The sequence below is a fragment of the Pseudoalteromonas sp. MMG013 genome, from assembly GCF_018100885.1.
Classification (GTDB): Bacteria; Pseudomonadota; Gammaproteobacteria; order Enterobacterales; family Alteromonadaceae; genus Pseudoalteromonas; species Pseudoalteromonas aurantia.
Genome location: NZ_JAGJEE010000015.1, coordinates 14399 through 36914 on the forward strand (window position 1 = coordinate 14399; position 22516 = coordinate 36914).

A 22516-nucleotide genomic window follows, 5' to 3' on the forward strand; every position below is an offset into this window, starting at 1 on the left:
TTCCCTTCCTTTTTCGAGGTCGATTTTTAAGATACAACTTATAGTTTACATTTACTGATTGAGCACATATTTACTCTGTATTTGTTCAATCAATACCGTATTGTTAGGCTGTTGCAATATCGATAAGTGATCCCCTGCAGCTTCGTATGCTGTCAGGTTATGGCTCACCGCATACCATCCCATATCTTTCGGAACAGCCTTATTTTCAAATTCATTCGTATCTGTCGCTTTTATGACACTGATAAGCGTCTCCGTCAGCAGTGTGTCTATAGATACATGTGCCCTTAATTGCGCTTTAAATACCCCTTGAAAACGGGCTAACTGCAATGGCGTAAAGTGATAACCCGCATTGGCCAAACGCTTTGACAACCATTGCGTTCTTGGGCATTCATCTAACGATAAATAGTCTGTTTTATCGGCATTGGAAAAGCCCAGCTGAAAAAATTCATCTATATTTTGAAATACAAATTCAGTGGCTTGATGCTCACTTACAGGCTCAATAGGTCGCGTTGGCAAAGGCGTATCTAAAATGAGTAATGACGTAGGCTGCTGAGATACTTCCTGCAGCTGTTTGGCCATTTCATAAATAATGAAACTACCAAATGAATGCCCTACAAAGTGGACGTCCGCGTGAATATCTGCATCTGCTAGTGCACTCAAATAATGTGCCGCTGTGTGTGCAAGCGACCCAACAACATCTGGTTGCTCAGCAATTTCATCTGGCTGTAAGCCATAAATGGGAATGCGGTCATCTAGTTGCTGTACCAATGAAGAGAAGGCCATTAATAAGCCACCAGCACCAGCCACAAGTACAACTGGTGTGTAACCTTGCTCACCTTTTTGTAAACACAATACCGTACTGAGTTGTTTCGGTTTATGACTAAGCTGAAGTTGTTCAATCTCTCTCGCCAGAGCCACAATCGTGCTGTGTCGAAACAACATGTCGACGGGCACATCAACTTGTAATTGGTAGCTTAACTCCCCTACCAAACGCATTGCTAATAGCGAATGACCACCCAATGTAAAGAAGTCGTCCTCAATGCTCACTTGTGTTTGATTCAATAATGCTTTAAATCGTTCAACGAGTAAGGCTTGGATCGGATTAGTAGGCGCGACGCATATTGCGGTGTTAGCCGTATTGAGTTGCTCACTCATCACAACTAACTGATGACGGTCTATTTTGCCATTGTTGTTATGTGGCAGCGCTGCAACGCATTGAAACAATTGCGGCACCATATATTCAGGAAGTTGCTCAGCCAATTGCTGACGAAGATGTGCGATAGAAATGTCGTCATCACACGTTTCAATAAACGCCACCAGCTGCTCGCCTGCATTTTGACTTTGTCGTACCACCACCGCCGCAGCGGTGACTGATTCTATACGTTGCAAGTGACGCTCAATTTCACCCAGCTCGATACGATAACCTCGCACTTTCACCTGACTATCTAAGCGGCCTAAAAAGTAAATATCCTGGTTATTCTGACACCGAACCTTATCCCCAGTTTTATACAATCGAATCCCCGTATTCGGCTCTTCGATAAAGACACTCGCGGTTTTTTGAACATCATTTAAATAGCCTCGCGCTAATGCACACCCGCTAATATATAACTCACCTGCAACATAACTGGGGACTGGCCTCAGATACTTATCTAAAATATGAACATTCAACCCCGAAATAGGCTGGCCAATTGGTATGTGTGTACCGCTAAAGTGTGTAACCTCACACAGTGTGGCAGAAATTGTTGTTTCAGTCGGGCCATATGCATTAATCAACTTGATTTGCGTACCATATTGCTTCTGCCACTGCGTTAACGCACTCAGCTGCATTTGCTCTCCACCGATTGTAATGAGCCTCAGTTGACTATTGAGCGAAACATTCGATGCCGCCAATTGATGCCAATATGCTGTAGGAAGGCTCATTAAGGTCAATTTACTTTGTTGTGCCAAACTGGCCAATGCTGAAGTGTTTAATAGCTGGGTCTGCTCTGCCAGCACCAATGTGGCCCCACTGAGCAAGGTACAAAACACCTCTTCAGCAAATACATCAAAGCTACAACTGGCAAACTGTAAGTAGTTATCTGAGGAGGTTATGCCATAGCTGTGCTGTAAAAATGTCACGTAATTAAGCACACTTTGCTGCTCAACCATCACCCCTTTTGGTACACCAGTTGTACCTGACGTATATATCACATAGCAAATATCTTGAGGGGCAAACTCCTCCAATGAATACGCGTGTGCTTGACTACTTACTAATGGCCCAATGGCATCCAGTGCAATAACCGATGTTTCAGCTATGCAAGTAAGCTCACTCGAATCAATAGCACTTTGGGTCAGCACCATATCTACACTGGCATCTAAGAGCATAAACGTCTTTCGTTGCGCCGGTAAATTTGGCGCAATCGGCAAATACGCAGCCCCCATTTTGAGTATCGCAAGGATGGCAACAATTAAATCAGCACCGGCTGGTAAGCACACCGCAATGATGGGTTGTGCATTACGATTACCGGTGCTATCAAACTGTTTCGTAGATAGATAATTTGCGAGTTGATTAGCCGCCTTATCCAGTGCCTTATACGTCACTGTATATCCTGAGTGAGTTGCATTTTTAACTCGCTCAGCCAATGAACAACGACTCTTAGAACAATCTTCCAGTGCAATCAAATCACCAAAACGTGTTGCAACCTCTGAGAAACATTGCTGAATCGTCATCGGTGTTACAGGTAGGTCTTGAACTGGCCGACTTTCTTTTTCTATATCTTGCTCACTAGGTAATGTCTTTATTGCACTGTCAAAAGAAAACGTCGGGATTGATAATGCACTAGCGGATGAACTAGGCGCGACGCTGTGCTCTATTGCGTCTAAAGGTATTGATTTTAGAGCTTGATCTGGTGATTGCACAAATTCATTTAACAAGTGTGACAACATTGCTAAACAGTGTTCAGCGGTACCTTGGTTGAATAACCCAACTTGATAACACAAGGTTAAAGACAACTGTTCACCCTGCCCTATAACCAAAGTCATTGGGTAATGTGTTTCGTCTTTATGAGCGCTACGGATGACGTTGAAAGGAGCTTGTTCACTATCTGTCAGTGGATCATCCGGAAAGTTCTCAAATACATAAAGTGCGTCAAACATCATCGCGGCATTATCAATCGCACTCCACCCTTGTACCTGAGTCAAAGGTGAATGAGCATAATCTGACAGCGCTAAAGCACTGTGTTTAACGGCAGCTAAATAATGTAATATTGTTTGGTCACCTTGCGTATTGAGCAATACGGGTTGCGTATTAATATACAAGCCAATTCGTTGCTCTATATTTGCCAAGTCACTGGGTCGTCCTGACACAGTTTGGCCAAACAATGCATAGTCTTTATTGCAACACATACTGATCCAGTATGCCCAGGCACCTTGCAGTAAATGATTCAGAGTCAAGCCATGTTGGCGTGAGAATACCTGCATGGTACTGCACAACTGCACAGGTAAAGTGATGCTATGCTCAACGACCGAGCTATTTTTTTCAACCGCGCGTTCAGACGCTAATTCAACTGGGTTTTGTATCAACGCAATATTATTTGCCAATAAGGTCGTTTCATCGGCCTCATACAAATAAGTGTGCCAGAACTGCTGCTCGTCCAATGACGACTTCTGCTCTAAATAGTCAATATAATCTCTATAATTGTCATGCACTTTAGGCGAGGTAAAACCCGCTACACGCGCAGTGTATTGCGCCAGTAACTGAGAAAACAATATGGGTAGAGACCAACCATCCATAATCAGATGGTGGTAAGTCCAAATAAATCCTGTGCGCTTGTTCTCAAACAATACAACTTTTAAGCGCAGACATGGCGCTGCACGTAAATCGATTCCTTGTTGATACTCATCTGCGGCACTTTGCTCTATATATGCCTCATCATTGCATGATTGCAACGAAGGTATTTCAACGTGTAACGGCAATTCACAATCACTGATAACAACTTGCACAGGCCCGATTGGACTACTTACAAAAGCGGTACGCAAAATACTGTGTGACGCAACGACCTGCTCCCATGCGTATACAAACGCTTCAACGTCAAACTCCCCTTCAAGAAGCATACTTGATTGTTCAAGATAAGCATGATTTTGCTGGGCACTGTCACTGTATTGACTGTGAAACCACATACCTTGTTGTAACGCACTCATTGGGTAAATATCAGCAATGTGTTGCGACGGAAATTGGGCAATAATGTCTTGTAAATGTAAATTAGACACATCAGCTAGCAAGCTAAAATCACTCGGCGTATATCTATGTCTAATTAGGTCGTTACCACATGTACCTAAACTTGCAGAGTGTAATTGTTGGTTTATCTCGATACAATAGCTGGCCACGTCAATAAGGCTCTGCTGATAATATGCAACTAAGTTAGCGACAGTTTGCTTGGTTATACGTGTTTTGTCATATTCAAAAGTGAACGATAATTGCTCGTTAACCACCGCTGCTGTGATCTGTAACCCGTAATAAGCATGGTTTTGCTGCGCATGCAGTACCCCCGCTGATTCAGTCGCATCACCAATCACACCCGCAGTGTCAAATACCGCATCCAACTGGCCTAAATAATTAAAAAACACCTGGCTTTTAGTCTTTATTTCTAACGATTCGCGCACTGCTTCATCAGGGTGTGCATACCGCAATGCCCCAAACTGACTGGCCCTTCCTGCAGTAAATGCAAGTTGCTCTTTAACATTACAGATCACATCAGCCAAGTTATTGGTGTTGCTAAATAACCGCAGTGGATACATCGCAGTTAACCACCCCACAGTGCGCGTACTATCAAGGCTATTATTTAATAACTCTCGTCCATGGCCTTCTAATAACACTACCCAATCTTTCGTTTGATAATGTCGCATTGCACACCAGTGCAAAGCAGCTAATAACAAAGATTGTACCCCAGTGTTGTATGGTTGATTTGCCGTTGTCAGCAAGGAGCGAGTCACAGTCTCGGGAATACTGACTTTACAACTGTCAAGTTCAGAGTCGGTCGCTGGTTTTTGTGTGTTAAAGTTTAACAGCTGCGCTGAATTGGCGGCTTCAGTCAATGCTTGCCAATACGCCAAATCTTCTGTTTTATGACCTTGTTCTTCAAAAAATAGACTGATCGCGTGTAAATTTGCTGTACGCGGCGGTAACTGCAGTGGCCTCTCATGCTGCACAGCAATCAAGGCGTGATTAATGTCTTCCAGCAAAACCCGCCACGACACCCCATCAATCAATAAGTGATGCGCTATAATTTGTAAACGATTACGCGATTCACTATCCGGTGTTATAACGTGGCACACTTTAAATAAAGGCTGGCAATCAAAACTGAATGTGCTTTGGTTGTTATCCCGCGTATATGCAAACGCCTGTTGCCAATTATCGCCATGTTTGTGCGCATCAAATTGACTGCATACCGACACAATATCAATCTCCCCAATCACCGACAATTGATAAGCGCCCTGCTGATGATTAACCACTAGCCTTAATCCATCATGGTGTGCCATTACAGACGCTAGCGCTGCGCGTATTTGCTGAACTTCAAACACTTTATCAATGCTTATCAATAACGCTTGGTTCCAATGGTGGCTGTGCGTAAACTGTTGTTCAAAAAACCAACGTTGAATAGGGAGTAATGGTAATTCCCCAACAAATGGCGGGGCTTCTTTGACGAACACTTCTAACGTATTTGAGTGTGCTAAATGCGCTGCCAACAATGCCACAGTGTTGAAGTTAAATATATCTGCGACTGACACTGTGATTTGCAGTGCTCTCGCTCTGCTGGCAATTTGTATGCTAATGATTGAATCACCGCCTGCGGCAAAAAAGTCGTCGCTTGTTTGCAACTGTGCGTTATTCAAAACTTGTCGATATATCTCGAGTAAACGCGCCGACAATGAGTTATTGCCGTGCTGGTGTGTATTCGTATTAGCGTGTTGCTCGAATACCGTCTTAGCAGGACCTTCATAACCTGTTTCGTGTATCGTCGCGTCGTGTGCATTTAGTTGAGAGATGAGTGCTTTATGGTCCACTTTGCCATGTGGTGTTAATGGCAACTCTGACAATATCAAAACCTTATTTGGCACCATATATTCTGGCAATTGAGCACGTAATGAAGCCAAAGCCTGTTGCTCAAAAGCCTGTGTATTTTGAGTATGAGAAACGCCTTGCGCCGTTATAACAAACGCAACTAGTTGTTTAGGTCCTTCATGCACCTGCACCGCAAGTACTACACTTTCGGCTATATCAGGCAATGAGCGCAACTGATGTTCAATTTCAGCCAGCTCAATTCTATAGCCTCGGATCTTAACTTGAGCATCATTTCTACCTATATAGGCAATACGACCATTATTGCGCTGTCGTACCAAGTCGCCTGTCCGGTATGCTCTTACAAGTTCTCCTTCACTATTAAAGACACTAACAAATTTTTCTTGTGTGAGTTTAGGCCTATTTAAATACCCGCGCGCTAGGCCATTTCCCGTGATATACAACTCGCCAATCATGCCTTGTAAAACACGGTGCTGACGTTCATTAAGTATAAGCAGTTCAAAGTTGTCTATCGGCAAACCTATATCTGGTATGGTTGCACTGTTCATTGTCGATTGCTGTACTTCACCCGACGTCGCCACCACAGAGGCCTCTGTCGGACCGTAGTTATTAATGAGCTTGAACGGAAAAGACGCTGTACTCAACGCACTCAATTTGTCTCCGCCAACCAGTAAATACTCTAAGTGAGCCGGTTTAAAGCGACTGTCTGATAGCATAACTTCTGCAATAGGCGTTGCCAAAAAGCTATGACTTACATCATAGTCATTAAGTAACTTAGATAACCCTTGTGGATCATTAAGCGCATTGCGTGCCACCGCGATGGAACATGCTCCCACGCTCAGGTATGGCCATATTTCCCAAGTCGCCGCATCGAAGGCTATATTCGCGGTTTGGGTAGCAATACTGTTGCTGCCCACATCAAATGTGCGATTGTGCCAACGACAGAGATTCGCTAAACCGCTATGAGGGATCATGACCCCTTTAGGCTGACCTGTCGTACCTGAGGTGTATATGATATAGGCTAATTGGTCTGGCAATATCGTTGGCAACTTAATTCGTGCGAGGCTTGCTGCATTTGATTTTGTGACATTGCTCATATGAGTTAACACTTCATCAATACATATCACTTGATTGGCTGTCGTGTCGTTTTGACCTAGCCTTGCTTTAAACTGTTTAGTCGTTATGATCCGCTTCGCCCCGCAATCATTGATAATATAAATGATGCGAGAATCTGGATAATTAGGATCTACGGGAACATAGCACCCACCCGCTTTTAAAACCGCTAATAACGAAATGACAAACTCTGCCCCATTTAACATGCTAACAATAACAGGCTCTTCACTCTGTAACCCATTATTAATTAAATCTTTTGCTAACAATTCAGACTGTTCATGTAAATGTCGGTAACTCAGTGATTGAGCTGACTCGACCTCTATAATTGCCGTATTTTCGGCTGTGCAGCTTGCGCTGGCAATATCGACAATACGTTCAACAATGCTACGCTCGTATGCGTCAACATCACGTTTTCCGCGTAAAGCATGGAGGCCATTCACAGTGCCACTCGATTCTGCATTTAACGTGCGAGTACAGTGCAATTGAATGTCATCTATCAACTGAGTACTGTTATTTAATAATTGTTCTACGAGTTCAGTAAACGCCCCTGCCATTGTGACAATCGTTTGTGACTCAAATAAGGCGTTGTTATAACCCCAATTTAAACGCATTCCCGAGCTAAGCTGCGTACACGCCAGCTCAATGTCGAATTTTATCTGAGGTGCTTGTTCTTGTGTCGCCGCAACTCTCATTCCTTGTAACTTCAGCACCGAATTCACCTCTGGGTTCAGTGAAAATGTAAGCTGAAATACACTATGATGGTTTAGCCCTCTGGCAAGTTTTAAGCCATCAATGATTTGTTCAAATGGCATTACTTGATGTTCGTGTACATCGAGCATAACTTGCTGCTGGTACCGTACTAAATCAGAGAAAGTCATACCAGCCAACAGTTGTGTACGAATTGGCAGTGTATTAATAAAAAACCCAACCAATGGATCTAATTGTGAATGTGAACGGCCCGAAAATGGCGACCCGATAACAACGTCATCGCTGCCACTATATTTAGCAACCAATAAGGAATACGCGGTGTGTAACCACACAAAAGGTGTAACATCAAGCGCTGCACAGCTGTGCATCAATCGTGAAACTTGTGATGGACTCAACATTTCAATATGACTATCGCCTTGCAACTGAGCCTTGGTTGTTCGCGATTTGTCTAACGGTATGTGGTGTAATGGCGGCGCATCTTGTAAATGCGTTAACCAAAACTGTTTTGCGGCGCTCAATTGCAGATTCTGTAACTGTAACCGCTGCCAATGTGCGTAATCGGCATACTGAATGGCTAACGGTTTTTGTAACTTAACCGGTAACGGTGAACCAGTTGTAAACGCAGCATAAAATTGCTCTATTTCCTCAATCAAAATGGCCAAAGAATGTGCATCACCCGCAATATGATGTAGGTTCACCAGTAACTTATATTGATCGTCCTGACGTTTAAATAACCGCAGACGCAATGGTAAGTCTGTATTTAAATTAAATGCTTGTTGTTGATCATCTCGTATGACCTTCAGCCAACGACGTTGCTGCTGTTCATTGTTAAGCGCACAACCATCAATAACCTGCAATGGCAATTCAAACTGTTCATGTATGACCTGTATTGGTAAACCATCAGGCGTTTCTTTAAAAGTGGTTCTCAGTACTTCATGGCGCTGTATAATTGCCTGCCATGCTTGCTTGAAGTGTGTGACATTGAGCTCCCCAAATAGCACAAATGTTGCAGGCATATGATATTGCAAACTACCTTGGCGTATTTTATCAATACTCCACAGACGCTGCTGTGCAAATGACAAACTTAATGGCTTATCACGTGATATTAACGGTATTGAAAGGCACGAAGCGTCAATAACATATTTACTTTTTGCACGCTTTACTAATACTGCTGCGAGATCTTTCACCACAGGAAACTGAAACAAATCTCGCAGAGCAATAGATAGTTTTGCTTGTATGGTCAAATGCGCAACAAGTTGCGTCGCGAGCAAAGAATGTCCACCCAAAGCGAAAAAATGACCATTTCGACCTACTTTTTCGACTGCCAATATCGATTCGAAAGCACTGGCAATCGCCTCTTCTGTACTCGACTCTGGGCTCTCATATTGTTCTGCCGAAGTCTCAAACTTATCCTGTGCGATGAGTGCTTTTTTATCTATTTTTCCATTGAATGTTAGTGGCAATGTCGCCATCGCAATGACATTACTTGGCAGCATAAAATCAGGAAGTGTTGCCCGCAGAAACTGCTGCACTTGCTCGGTAAGCGCATTAAACTCAGCATCATCATTCAACACGACAAATGCAGAGATCCTTGGGTTATCTACCTGCTCTTTGTTCAGTAACACCACGACACTTGCAAGCCATGGGTGCATTCGAAGTTGGTTTTCTATTTCGCCCAACTCAATGCGGTAGCCTCGCACTTTAACTTGGTCATCCGCTCTATCAATGTATGTCAATTCACCCGTTGGTAAATATCGTACTAAATCACCAGTTCTATATAACCTTTGACTGGCCTGTGATGAAAATGGATCAGCAATGAAGCGCGAGTCATTTAGCTCCGGTCTTTGCCAATAGCCACGACAAACACCTGCGCCTCCCACATATAACTCACCGACCGCGCCCATGGGTAATAACTGTTGCTGTTTATCGAGCACATAACATGAGGTTGTTGCAATCGGTCGACCGATGTTACTCACCCCATTTGTTACATCATCTTGCGTCAAACGCTTAAATGTTACGTGCACCGTTGTCTCGGTGATGCCATACATATTAATCAATTGACAGTCAGTAAAACGCGTAGCCCATGGGACCAATTTCACCGGTTGTAACGCTTCACCACCAAAAATAACATATCGTAAGTGACTACCTTCACGGCGACTATTTGCCTCGTCTATGAAGGGGGTTTGCAAAGCATAAAACGCGCTGGGGGTTTGGTTTAGTACCGTGACTTTTTCATCAAACAGTAATTGTGCAAATGCAGGGCTATTTTTGCTTGTCTGCGATTCGACAACAACCAATTGGCCACCAAACAAGAGTGCGCCATACATTTCCCATACTGAAAAATCAAAGCAGAATGAGTGAAAGAGTGTCCATACGTCATGTTCATTAAAATCAAACTGATTCGGTTCAACACATAATAAGCGTACAACGTGGCGGTGCTCTATCTGTACACCTTTTGGTCGCCCGGTAGTGCCAGATGTATAAATCATGTAAGCCAAATCACTGGATTCAATCGCTAATTCAAGATTATGACGTTGGTCAATATCAGCGTACAGTGCTGCATCGTCAATATTAATAGCGACTAAATTGCGTTCATCCTGATTAAACAGCTCTAAACTTGCCGCATCACAGAGTACCCATTTGCTGCCAACATCATCAAGAATGTAATTGATCCTTTCCACTGGATAGTCGGGGTCAATCGGCACATAGGCAGCACCAACTTTAAGCACTGCCAGCAGAGTCACCACCAACTCAGCACGTCGAGTAATACTCACGGGTAACATGTCTTGCGCACGCACCCCTTTTGCACGTAATACCCACGCGAGTTGATTCGCTTGGTCATTTAGTTGCTGATATGTCAGTTCATTTTCACCATGCTTGATTGCTATTTTGTGGGAAAATTGCGCCGCTTTTTGTTCAAAAATATGCACTAAGCTTGCTGCTCTATCCCACTGCGCCAGTACACCACTTTGCTGCACGGCTAAGTCAATTTGCTGTTGCTGGTTAAGTAGTTCCAAACATTTAAAATTGCGCTGTGGACCCTCAACAATGTGCTCTAATAATACTTCAAAGCACGTTGCCCAATGCATTATTGTGTCTATTTCATACAGTGCTTTATCAAACTTCCAGGTGAGTAACAAGCCTTGTGTATTAACCGTTGCATTGAGTTCGATATCACATTTAACTGCTACCTGGTGTGCGCGCTCAGCACTGCGATATTCCTGAATATCAAGCTCTGGTAATTGAAAATCGGCTCTGTTATCCATCTCCAAAGTAAACAAAATCTGAACCAATGGATGGTGACTTAAATCTCGTGGACAGTTAAGTCCTTCAACGACCTTATCAAATGGCGTATCACGATACTCAAAAGCTTGCAATATATGGTCTTTTTGTTGTTGCAGCCAATCGTTAAATGACTGTTCTTTGGATAAATCAGCTCGAATAACTAAGGTGTTTACAAATAAGCCAATTAAGTTTTGTAACTGTGGGTGTTCCCGCCCTCTAACTGGGGTGCCCACGACAACTTGTTCACTCTGATTAATGCGTCCAATAAACAACATGAAACTGCTTAACAGCCACATAAAAGGGGTCACCGATTGCTGCGCTGCATGTGCCTGAATCTTAGATAACAACGGCATGGTTAGCTGTTGCCGATACACTAAACCTTGCTGCTGCTGTATTGCCGGTCTAGGCTTATCTGTCGGTAAAGATTGAATGGGGTCTAGCCCCGCTAAAGTTGTTTGCCAATACGTTAAATGCGTAGCTAGTCGCTGCTCAGATAGCATAGATTTTTGCCAATGAGCATAATCAACATACTGAATGGGAAGCGTTGATAGCGCAGAACTAGATGAGGGATATAGTAAATTACAATATGTACGTTGCAAGTCTTGAACGAGTATTTGTAATGATGCACCATCTGACACAATATGGTGCATATTAAAGGCTAAATAATGCTGAGAACCATCTGAGATTAAAAGGACACGCAGTAATATATCCTTCTCTAAATCAAATTTCTGTGATTGATGATCAGTAATAGAGTCAATGATTTTTTGATGGCGCTGTGCAACAGGAAACTCCGCCGCATTTATCCATTCAAACGGCGTATCAAATGACGTAGAAACCAGATGGTGCGGCTGGCCATTGTGCTCTACTTTTGAGCTGAAGCGGGTCCGTAATATTTCGTGCCGCTCTACTATCTGCTTGATAGACTCACGTAGTAATGGCACCTCTATTTTTCCCTGCAATTCAAACTCGGCGGGCATATAATATTGACGACTACCTTGTAGCTGCTCAATAAACCATAACCCTTGTTGTGCAAAAGTAAGAGGTAATCGCTGCGAACGTGATACGACAGGGATCAGCGCATTATCTGACGAGGCTTCTAACGATTTTCGTTGCTGAAAATACGCAATGATCTGCGCTTTATTGGCTATCACCCGTAACTTCAATGCTTCTGGAAAACCATTCGTTTGCTTAAATGCCAAGCTCCCTTGCTTTTCGTACAGAGTAACCCCCACACTTAAAGCTTCAGCAATAAGGTCTTCAATTACTAATAACTGTCCATTCATTACAAAAACATCTCTTCTGAAGTATCGCTTTCATTATCATTTGGCGCTGTGTTAGTCATCATTTTCTGAATGCTGTACCACTTAGAAAGTGCTTCTATGGTTGGCCGTTCAAACAAAACGCGTACGGGAATGTCTACATCTAAGGTTTCTTTCACCATTGCCATACACTGGGTGGCTAATAATGAATGCCCTCCCAATGCAAAAAAGTTATCTGTTATTCCCATACAATCAGCAGCTAATATCTTGGAAAAAATATCAATTAACGCGCGCTCAAAATCATTATTTGCGGCAATATTCTTACTTTCTACAGTAATTGAAGCACTTAGATTCAACAGCTGCTTAGAATCAACTTTGCCATTGTGGGTTAACGGTATGTGCTCCACGACCATCCATTTATGGGGGATCATATAGGTAGGTAAAAGCGCAGCTAAATGCTCTTTTAAAGCCCCTATGGCATTGTTGGATACGGGCTGAATGCGTTGCTGCTCTGAAAATTGATATTGCAACCCATACTGCTGTGAAATAATGAAGGCTTCAAGTTGTTCTGTCTCAGGGTTTAGCAGTACCTGCGCCTCATCGATATCACCATGACGTATTAATTGGTGAGCTATTTCGTTTAATTCAATACGATAGCCTCGCAGTTTAACTTGCTCATCTACTCTGCCGTAAAATAATAAGTATTCAGGGTGCATTTGTTCATTTATATGCCAACGAACCTTATCCCCAGTGCGGTAAAAGCGCCGTTCGGTGCCCTCAGGCCCCAATGGCAACATGTTAAAGCACTGATTTGTTAGGCTTGGTTGGTTTAAATAGCCTAAAGCGAGATTGTCTCCTGCAATGTATAGTTCACCAATTGCGCCCACTGGGGCCAACTGTTGCTCTGTATCGAGCACCACGAGTCGACTGTTTGCAATGGCGTTTCCAATGGGCACTTGCGTCAACTGCTGTTGTTCAAGCTCGGCTATACTTGCCGCATTACAACGATAAACACTAGTTCCGACGGTTGCTTCTGTTGGCCCATACTCGTTCACCCATTGAATGTTAGGGAAATACTCACTGAGTGATTGCAGTAAAGGTAATGGTAATTTTTCACCACCAATAATCACTTGATGGGCTGTGGGGATGATTGTTTGAGGCAATAAAGCCAATACCCCTTGCAGATGTGCGGGCGTGACTTTAAAAAATCCAGAGTGTTCGCTTTGCAAACGTTGCGACAGTTGGGTCAGCATTTGTGTATCATCAACGAGTATATCTAAACACATTCCCGTCAATAATGGCCCCCAAATTGACGTCACCGTCGCATCGAAAGCCAATGGCGTACTTACCACACTAATAGATTGATCGCCATCTAAGTAGGTATCCAACACATGATCAAGATACATCGATAAATTGCGATGCGTTATCTGCACCCCTTTCGGCATGCCCGTCGTACCCGATGTATAAATAATATAGGCCAGATCATCGATATCATAAGCGACAGGTGCAAGTTCACTCATCTCTTGCTGCCAATTATATTCATTTAACAATAAGCGACATGAGGCACTCGATTGCGTTAGCGTATTAAAATCGATATCTAACTGCGACGTAGTTATTAATAGTTCAGAGCCCGAATCGTCTAATATATACTGACGTCTTGATATTGGCTGCTTGGGATCTATGGGCACATAGGCCCCACCTATTTTGGTTACTGCGAGTATAGCGATAATCATCATACTCGATGCCGGTAAACAAATTGCAATCTTGCTGGCTTTACCGATCCCTTTATTTTGCAAGTACCCAGCGAGCTGATCGGTTTTTTTAACCAGGTCAGCGTAACTCATTACACGCCCATCAATATCTATCAATGCTCTAGACTGGTTAAAATGACCTTCATTCGAGCCCGTTTTGCTATGCCAATGTTTATTCAACCTAGACATGACGTGGCGAGTATGGGGTTCTGGGCTTAATCGCAGGTTATTTTCTACTGCTTCTTGGTCACTTAGTTCTTCAGCCAGTAATCGCTGCCTTGTATCCGCGCTCATTACGGATAATGATCCAATTTGCTGAGATGGTGCTGTGAGTAAAGCAGCAATCATCACCTCAAAGCTGAGAATTAGTTGTTCAATCCGCTGTTTTTTAAATAGTGATGTGTTGTAATTCCATTGAATATGAATACCATCACCTTGCTCAATCGCATTTACCTCTAAATCAAACTTCATTCGTACCGCGTGCGTTGAATGTTGTTCAATATGTAAATGCGGTAATGTAAAATCAGTGACTTCATTATTTTGTAGCGCAAACAAAATTTGAAACAAAGGTTGATGTGCCAAATTACGCTCTGGTTGTAACACTTCGACTAACTGCTCAAAAGGCACATGTTGATGTTTGAATGCATCAACAATAACCTGCTTTTGCTGAGCTAAAAGTTCAGTAAAGCATTGCTTGGACTGGGTCTGGCTTCGAATGACAAGCGTATTCACGAAGAAACCAATTAAATCACTCACTTGAGCCTGATCACGCCCCGCAACTGGCGAGCCAATTAGTACATCTTGAGATTGGCTGTATTTCATAACTAATACTGAAAATACCGTATGAAGCCACATATATAATGTTACACCGTGATCTGCACACTGCTGATGTATGGCTTTCGTTGTCGCGGCATTTAAATGGTGAATAACGCTCGCCCCGACAAGCTGTTGTTCTTGAGGGCGCGTAAAGTCCAAAGGCAACTCATGCACATGTGGTGCACCTTGTAATTGTGAGCACCAATAATCAAGCGATGTGTTCAATGCATTTTCGCTACACACTAAGCGCTGCCAGTATGCATAGTCAGCATACTGCACTGAGAGTGGTTCAGCCAAAGTTTGTGGTAATTGATACTCTTGCTCAGCAGTATGCGTGCGATAATAGGCAATAAACTCTCGTATTAAAATCGCCATAGACCAACCGTCACTGGCAATATGATGCATGTTAAAGTGCACAAGGCTGGTTTGTTCAGTCATTTTTGCCACTACAACACGCAGCATCACATCATCTGCTAAATCAAATGGTGCTGTACTTGCTTCGAATGCAATATGTGCCCACTGTTCGTCTTGTTCTTGCTGACTGAGCGCGGTTAAATCAAGACATTTTAGTGGTACTGAGAATGTTGAGTTAATCTTTTGCTCTGGTGCATCACTGCCATTTTGATTCACAATTATGGTGCGTAGCACTTCATGGCGCGCAATTAAGTCGTGTAATGCACTCGACACCGCTTCTAGATTCAACTTACCATTAAATGTAAAGCTCGCAGGCATATGGTATTGCGCACTGCTTTGCTGCACTTGGTCAATCAACCACAATCTTTGCTGTGCATAAGACAAGGGCAATGCCTGCTGTCTCGACACTTTTACAATCTCTTGAGCGTGTGTAATCTTTTGACAACTCTGCAACGCGTCCGTTAACGCTGCAACAGAAGGTGTTTTAAACAACTGGGGTAAAGTGATATCAAAATGTTTTTGCTCGCGAATTTGTCCAATCAGCCGAATAGCCAAGAGCGAGTGACCGCCTATATCAAAAAAGCTATCTTCTATACCAATATGCTCCAACAGCAACGTTTCACGGAATAGGTTTAATAAATAACTTTGTAGGGGTGTTAAATCTTTATCATTAACAACCGCTTTAGGCTCTAAATCACGTTGCTCAATACCTACTGTTAACGCCGTTTTGTCTACTTTGCCATTTTTTGTAACGGGTATGCCATCGTGCTCAAAAAATAACGACGGGACCATATAATGAGGTAACGTGTTTGCTAACTGTGACTTGAGAAGTCGAGAAACCATAGTATGACCTTGGCACATCACAATATGGGCGTGCAGCACCGCTTGTTCTACATCGACAGTGACCGCGCAATCCGATACTTCATTTAATGCACGTAATGTGTGCTCAATGGCGCAGATGTCTATTCTAAAGCCGCGCAACTTAACTTGTTCATCAATCCGTCCACTGTATCGCAAATAACTGGTTTCTGTTTTTTTATCAGATTGCCAAAATGCAATGTCCCCGGTCCGATAAAAGCGCTGTGTTCTTTTTTTGCCATTGCTTTGCATAAATGTCAGTGTGACAAAACGTTCATCATTAAGCCCAGCTAAATTCACATACCCTTGGCTAACAACAGGCCCACCAATCAACAATTCTCCCGGCATGTTCAATGGAGTCAATTGATTAAATCTATCAACCACTCGCACTATGACATTACTATTTGGTATACCAATAGGCACATCTTTATGCCCCTCATTTACATACTGAGTATACGGCGGCTCCTGAATACCATTGCTGAGCGTTGTTTGTGTATCATCAATGGTATACGTTGTTGAACCAACTGTGGTTTCTGTTGGACCATACTCATTGACCCAACGACAATATGGCAGTTTTTTGCGCAAAGCTGCCAATAAGTCAACTTCAAGCGCTTCACCACCAACCACCAATGTGTGGTTCATTAAAGTGTCACTTTTATCTTTCGATAGGCCAACAATGGCCCTCAAATGCGCGGGGGTTAGTTTGAATAACTTAGCATTCATACTAGAGAATATAACGTCGGTTAACTTAACCAACTGTTCTCCACCTTCAGGTATTATTTCAACGGTTCCACCATGCATTAAAGGCGGAAATAACGCGGTTACCGTAGCGTCAAAAGCCAATGGAGTACTCACAACCGACGACCAGATCACCCCATCTTTCGGTTTATAACAAGTCACAGCATGCTGTAAATATGCACTTAGATTATCATGACTGATCATGACCCCTTTTGGCTTACCTGTAGAGCCTGACGTATAAATGATATAGCATATATCTTCGCCTTTATGACAAGGCTCACCAGCGCGTTCAACCCCCTTTGGTGCTGCCGTATCATAGCCACAGAAATTTGAGTCTAAATCAAAAATATCATCTAACAATAAGAAGTCACTGCCACTGTCAACCAATGTATCGGTATCATCACTGTATGCCAAAATCATCATGAGCTCTGCGTCATCAACGATGTAGTTTAATGTTTGGCTGGGCGTGTTACTGTGAAGGGGAACATAAGTATGGCCTGCTCTCAAAATTGCGAGTATCGCCACAACCATTGCAGGGCCCGATGGTAATAAGATGGCGATGCGGCTTTGTGGTTCAAAGGTCATTTCGAGTAAACAATGTGCTAATTGATTGGCACACTGCTCTATCTTCTCATAAGAATAGGCTCGTCCATCATATAACAGCGCATCATAGTGCGGATACTGTCGTGCCATACTTGAAAAATGCGCTGAAAAAGTCGGTTGTTGTGCCACAGTTAAATCGAGCGATTCGGTGTCATATATAAACTGTGATTGTGCTTGGTCAGTCCATAGTTGTAACTTTGAAAGTGGGGTGTGAATGTCGTCAAGACATTGCTGTAACACATAGCAGTACTGCTCAAAAAACGCCTTAATGCTACACTCATTCCATAGTGCAGTATCGTAAAGCCACTCAATATCGATAGCGTCACCACTGTCAATTACCGATACTTCAAGATCTAATTTCGCACTACGTACGCCACTCTCAACCTGTTCAATTATCAACCCATCAAGTTGTAAAGTTTCATTCACGTCATTATTTGCTCTGAATACCACTTGCATTAATGGATGTATTGATAAACTTCGCTCAATATTCAAGGCATCAACAAGTGCTTCAAATGGTAATTGTTGATGTACCAATGCATCGCTCAATGTCACTTTAGTCATTCGCAGCATATGCGCTAGGTCAGTGTCAGATGATATTTGGCTTCTTAGCACTAAAGTATTAATGAAATTACCAATGATAGGCTCAAACTCGGCGAGTTCACGCCCCGCGACAGGGGTGCCAATTGCAATATCATACTGCTCAGAAATACGGCTAAACCATAATGTAAACACGCTTTTTAATGTTAAAAAGAGTGTTTGTGATGATGCTTTATTAAAGCGTCGCAATTGCTTAGTCAAACCCTTTGGTATTGCACCTTTAAATAGCCCACCTCCGCTAATCACATTATTTGAACGTGCACGATCAGTTGGTAGCGTATGCACTGTTGGTAAACCGTCGAGCTGAGAACGCCAATATTCACAGCTATCTTGCCATTGCTGCGAAGCTTTTTGTGTGCGCTGCCAGTACACATAATCGATATAATGATACGGCAGTGCCGTTTGGGCACAGTGCTCATTACCCACAACCAAATTGTTATAACTTTCTGACAGCTCTTTACACAAAATGGAAATCGACCAACCATCTGACACAATATGATGCATTGTGACAATAAGTTGATAACATTGAGTATCGAACTTAAGTAACGTTGCACGTAACAGTAGATCATCCGTCAAATCAAATGATGTGCTGTAATCATCCGCAATGAACGTCTGAGCCACTTGTTGCTGTGATGGGTTGTCGGAATCACATAAATCAATTTCAGCCAAGGTAAACGCTAATTGTGAATTTAAGCTCTGCGTTGCTTCTGCTGTCGCGCTGCTTTGATAATTAAAATGAAGTATTTTATGACGCGCAATAACTCGCTGAAATGCCTGTTGTAACGCCACTATATTCACGTTACCTTTTAAGGTATAAACACCTTGTAAATTGTACTGTTCACTGTGACCTTGCATTTGATCAACGAACCACAGCCTTTGTTGTGAGAACGACAATGGATGAACGCCTATTAAATCATGATGCTCAAGCGCAACTATCCCTTGTAAACCACTTTTTTCTGGCGTTTGACATAAATATGCTGCCAACTCAGCAACGCTTGAGTATGCAAATAACGCTTTAAGCGAGATATTCACATCTAACTGCTGACGTATCAAGTTCAATAATCGCATCGCTAACAGGGAGTGTCCACCAATAGCGAAAAAGTCATCCGTAACACTGACTTTTTCATGTCCTGTCAATTGAGAAAACAGCGCCACTAAAGTGTGCTCAATATCTGTTTGAGCAGCAACAAACGCACGTTTACTAACTTGAATTGGCTTATTTTGTAATTGCTTGCGATCTATTTTCCCATTTGCCAAATACGGTAATTGTGTTTCAATTTCCCATATTCGGGGGACCATTGGTTCTGGTAATAGCAACTTTAAAGCATTTACAATGTCTTGCTTCATTTTCGCGATATCTAAATCAACGCTCTCATTTGATAAGGTGCAATACCCTACTAGCGTGTCAAGTTCACCCAATTTTCGACACACCACTACAGCGCTGCTTATTATCGGCAGCGCGGTCGCTTTTGCTTCAATATCTAACAGGTCAACTCGATAGCCACTGATTTTTGGTTGATTATCTATGCGGCCTAAATACTCTATATCGCCTTGTGGCGTGAGTTTCACTTTATCGCCAGAGCGATAAAACAACTGTGCTACCCCATTACTTTCATGCTCAACAAAGCTGCCTGCGGTTTGTTCAGGTGCATTGATATAGCCCGTTGATAAACTCCTGCCCCCAATGTATAACTCTCCCGGCATACCCGGTGGTGTTGGCTGTTTTAGCTCATCCAAAATTAACGCTGCAGCATGAGAAAGCGGCTGACCAATTGGATACAAAGTACTCGTACATTGCTCGTTAGACGTAATCTGGTATGTCGTCACACCAATGCATGTTTCTGATGGCCCATAATGGTTTATTATGGAAGACGTTGGGTACACGCCCTGCAGTGTACTCACAAGTTGAGGCGTTAATGGTTCCCCACCTAACACCCAATATGAAATAGCGGGTATATGCTTGATATTCTGCGACATGACAGGCAGTAATTCGCTGGCAATACTCGGCGTTATTTTTAAGAAATTAACGTCTAGTTGATATAATGCGTCCACAATTAAGCTTGGATCAGCACCAATATCGTGACTGGCAAACGCTACGGTGCCCATACCGGCTAACACTGGATATATTCCTGTAAGGCATAAGTCAGTCGCCAACCCTGTGACCACACCAGCACGTATATTTTCATCAAATTGAATGCGCTCGCTGATCCCATTAACATAATGGGAGAGTGCCCCATGAGATATTTCAACGCCTTTGGGTTTACCTGTCGTGCCAGATGTAAATACCACATATGCAGAGTCACAATGTTGTACTTTTGGAAGGGCGAATTCTTTTTCTATATAAGGACTTATAAAGCCCTCAAATGGATGGATGCTGATTTCATGCTCATTCAATAGCTGCATGTCGGCCTCTACTAAGCTCTGCTTATCAACCGTGATCAGATATTGGCTTTTTGACTGACTTAGCATCTCCATGATACGACGTACCGGTGTATCGCGCTCAATCGGCAAATATGCTCTGCCCGCACGCATAATGCCAAACATTGCCAGTACTGAATAAGCAGAACGCGATACAAGTAACCCGATTGGGGCTAATTGTGACGTACTGCGCTGTTCTAACAAGGCTGTCATATGTTGAGCAAAATTAAAGCTGAGGCTGTTTAACTGTGCATAACTAATACAGCTTAATTCTTCTGTATGAACACTCGATTCAACTAACGCCGTTTTGTTTGGGTTACGGTCACTGTGCGCCATTACCTTATGTAATAGTAAATCCACATCGTCTTGTACTACGCTATTACTTGTTGTAAATGTATTCTCAGAACGTAAAATTGAAGGCAGGGCTACCTTCCCGATTGCTTGCTCTGGTGCAGAGCTCAATGCTGTTGTCAGCGCAATAAAATCATCACTCATTCGCGCTATTAACTGCGCGTCAAATAATGCAGTGCAGTAATCAATACTGCCAACTAACCCAGTATCTGACTCTGTGATATTCAGTGTGAAATCAAACTTCGCCGTATTGTTATCCAAAGGCGTCAGATCCGCTGATAACTCCGACGTTTGATGTGATTCAATGGTAATACCGTTATAGTTGAATAATATTTGAAACAAGGCTGAGTGTGCCGATGATTTTGCTAAACCAAGCGCTTCAATAATACTCTCAAGTGCAACATTTTGATTTTCTAACCCTTGCGCCACCGTGGCCTTTGTCGTACTTATCAAAGTATGAAATGATTGTTCTGTACTGAGCTTTTGACGCAGTGCTAACGTATTAACAAAACACCCAACCATTGCTTCAAATTCTGGCTGGTCTCGATTTAATACTGGTACACCCACAGTCACATCATTTTTCTGACTATACCGATGTAATAACACATAAAATACACTCAGTAACCCAACAAACTGTGTGACGCTATGTTGCTGACAGTAGTGCGTAAACGGCGCTATCATTGCTTTGGATATGTCAAAATGATGAGTCGCACCGTGATATGTTTTTTGACTTTTTCTCGGATAGCTGGTTGGTAATTCAAACAACTCAATGTCTTTTAACGAGGTTTGCCAATATTCAAGCTGATTAAGGTATACCGGTGTTTGCTTAAACTGCTTTTCCCAATGTACGTAGTCTAAATACTGTAATTGTGGCTGCTGCAACGAGCCAAGTTCAACCGGGCATTCCGCCAATATATCAACCAGTTGCTGTACTAATATTTGAACCGACCAGCCATCTGCAACAACATGATGCATCGCAATATACAGCCACTGCCCTCGGTTCTGCTGCGTTATCAAGGTCGCTCGAAATAACAGTTCATTTTCTAAATCAAAACAATGCTGCAGTTCATCATCAAGCAGCGCGATAATATCCGCTTTATTTGCATTAACACCGACTTCGATTGTGTCTAAATGAAGTTGTGCCTTTTCATTAATTCGTTGTACGACATTACCATCGACTGTAACAAAGTTACTTTTTAAAACTTGGTGACGTGTTAGTAAAGTGTTTAGCGCTTGCTCTACATCCGCCGTTAACACTGATGTTGAAAAATGCAGTAACCCGCACATGTTGTACGTCGCTGATAACGGCTCATATTGGTCAATAAACCAAATCCGATACTGAGCGCTTGATAACGGCCCCTGTTTTTGATGATGCTGTTGCATGTAAGCGATCAACGCTTGCTTACATGCTTTGATACGCGCAAGCTGTTCTGCCGGCACAGTGGTAAGTTGCGTCCGCAGCTTTAGGCGGTCTTCTTGCAAGTAAACAAATATACCTTGTTCATCTAACTCAGCTAAAAAAGCGGCAATTTCTGAATTTTCCATCG

General features: G+C 42.8%; 2 protein-coding genes. Both read right to left on the bottom strand.

The genetic code is table 11. From position 1 onward, the window contains the following. Positions 1-51: 51 nt before the first annotated feature. Positions 52-12447, bottom strand: coding sequence for a non-ribosomal peptide synthetase (locus tag J8L98_RS14340; RefSeq protein ID WP_210996955.1), 12396 nt, complete (start codon positions 12445-12447; stop codon positions 52-54). Continuing rightward, positions 12447-22514: a non-ribosomal peptide synthetase gene (locus J8L98_RS14345; RefSeq protein ID WP_210996956.1), complete on the bottom strand. Its 10068-nt coding sequence runs from the start codon at positions 22512-22514 to the stop codon at positions 12447-12449. The genes J8L98_RS14340 and J8L98_RS14345 overlap by 1 nt, the downstream gene beginning before the upstream one ends. Positions 22515-22516 lie beyond the last annotated feature (2 nt).

What these genes read in the sequence shown, in the direction of transcription:
- J8L98_RS14345 (WP_210996956.1), bottom strand. Translation starts at nt 22,514, where the DNA reads ATGGAAAATTCAGAAATTGCCGCTTTTTTAGCTGAGTTAGATGAACAA.
- J8L98_RS14340 (WP_210996955.1), bottom strand. Translation starts at nt 12,447, where the DNA reads ATGAATGGACAGTTATTAGTAATTGAAGACCTTATTGCTGAAGCTTTA.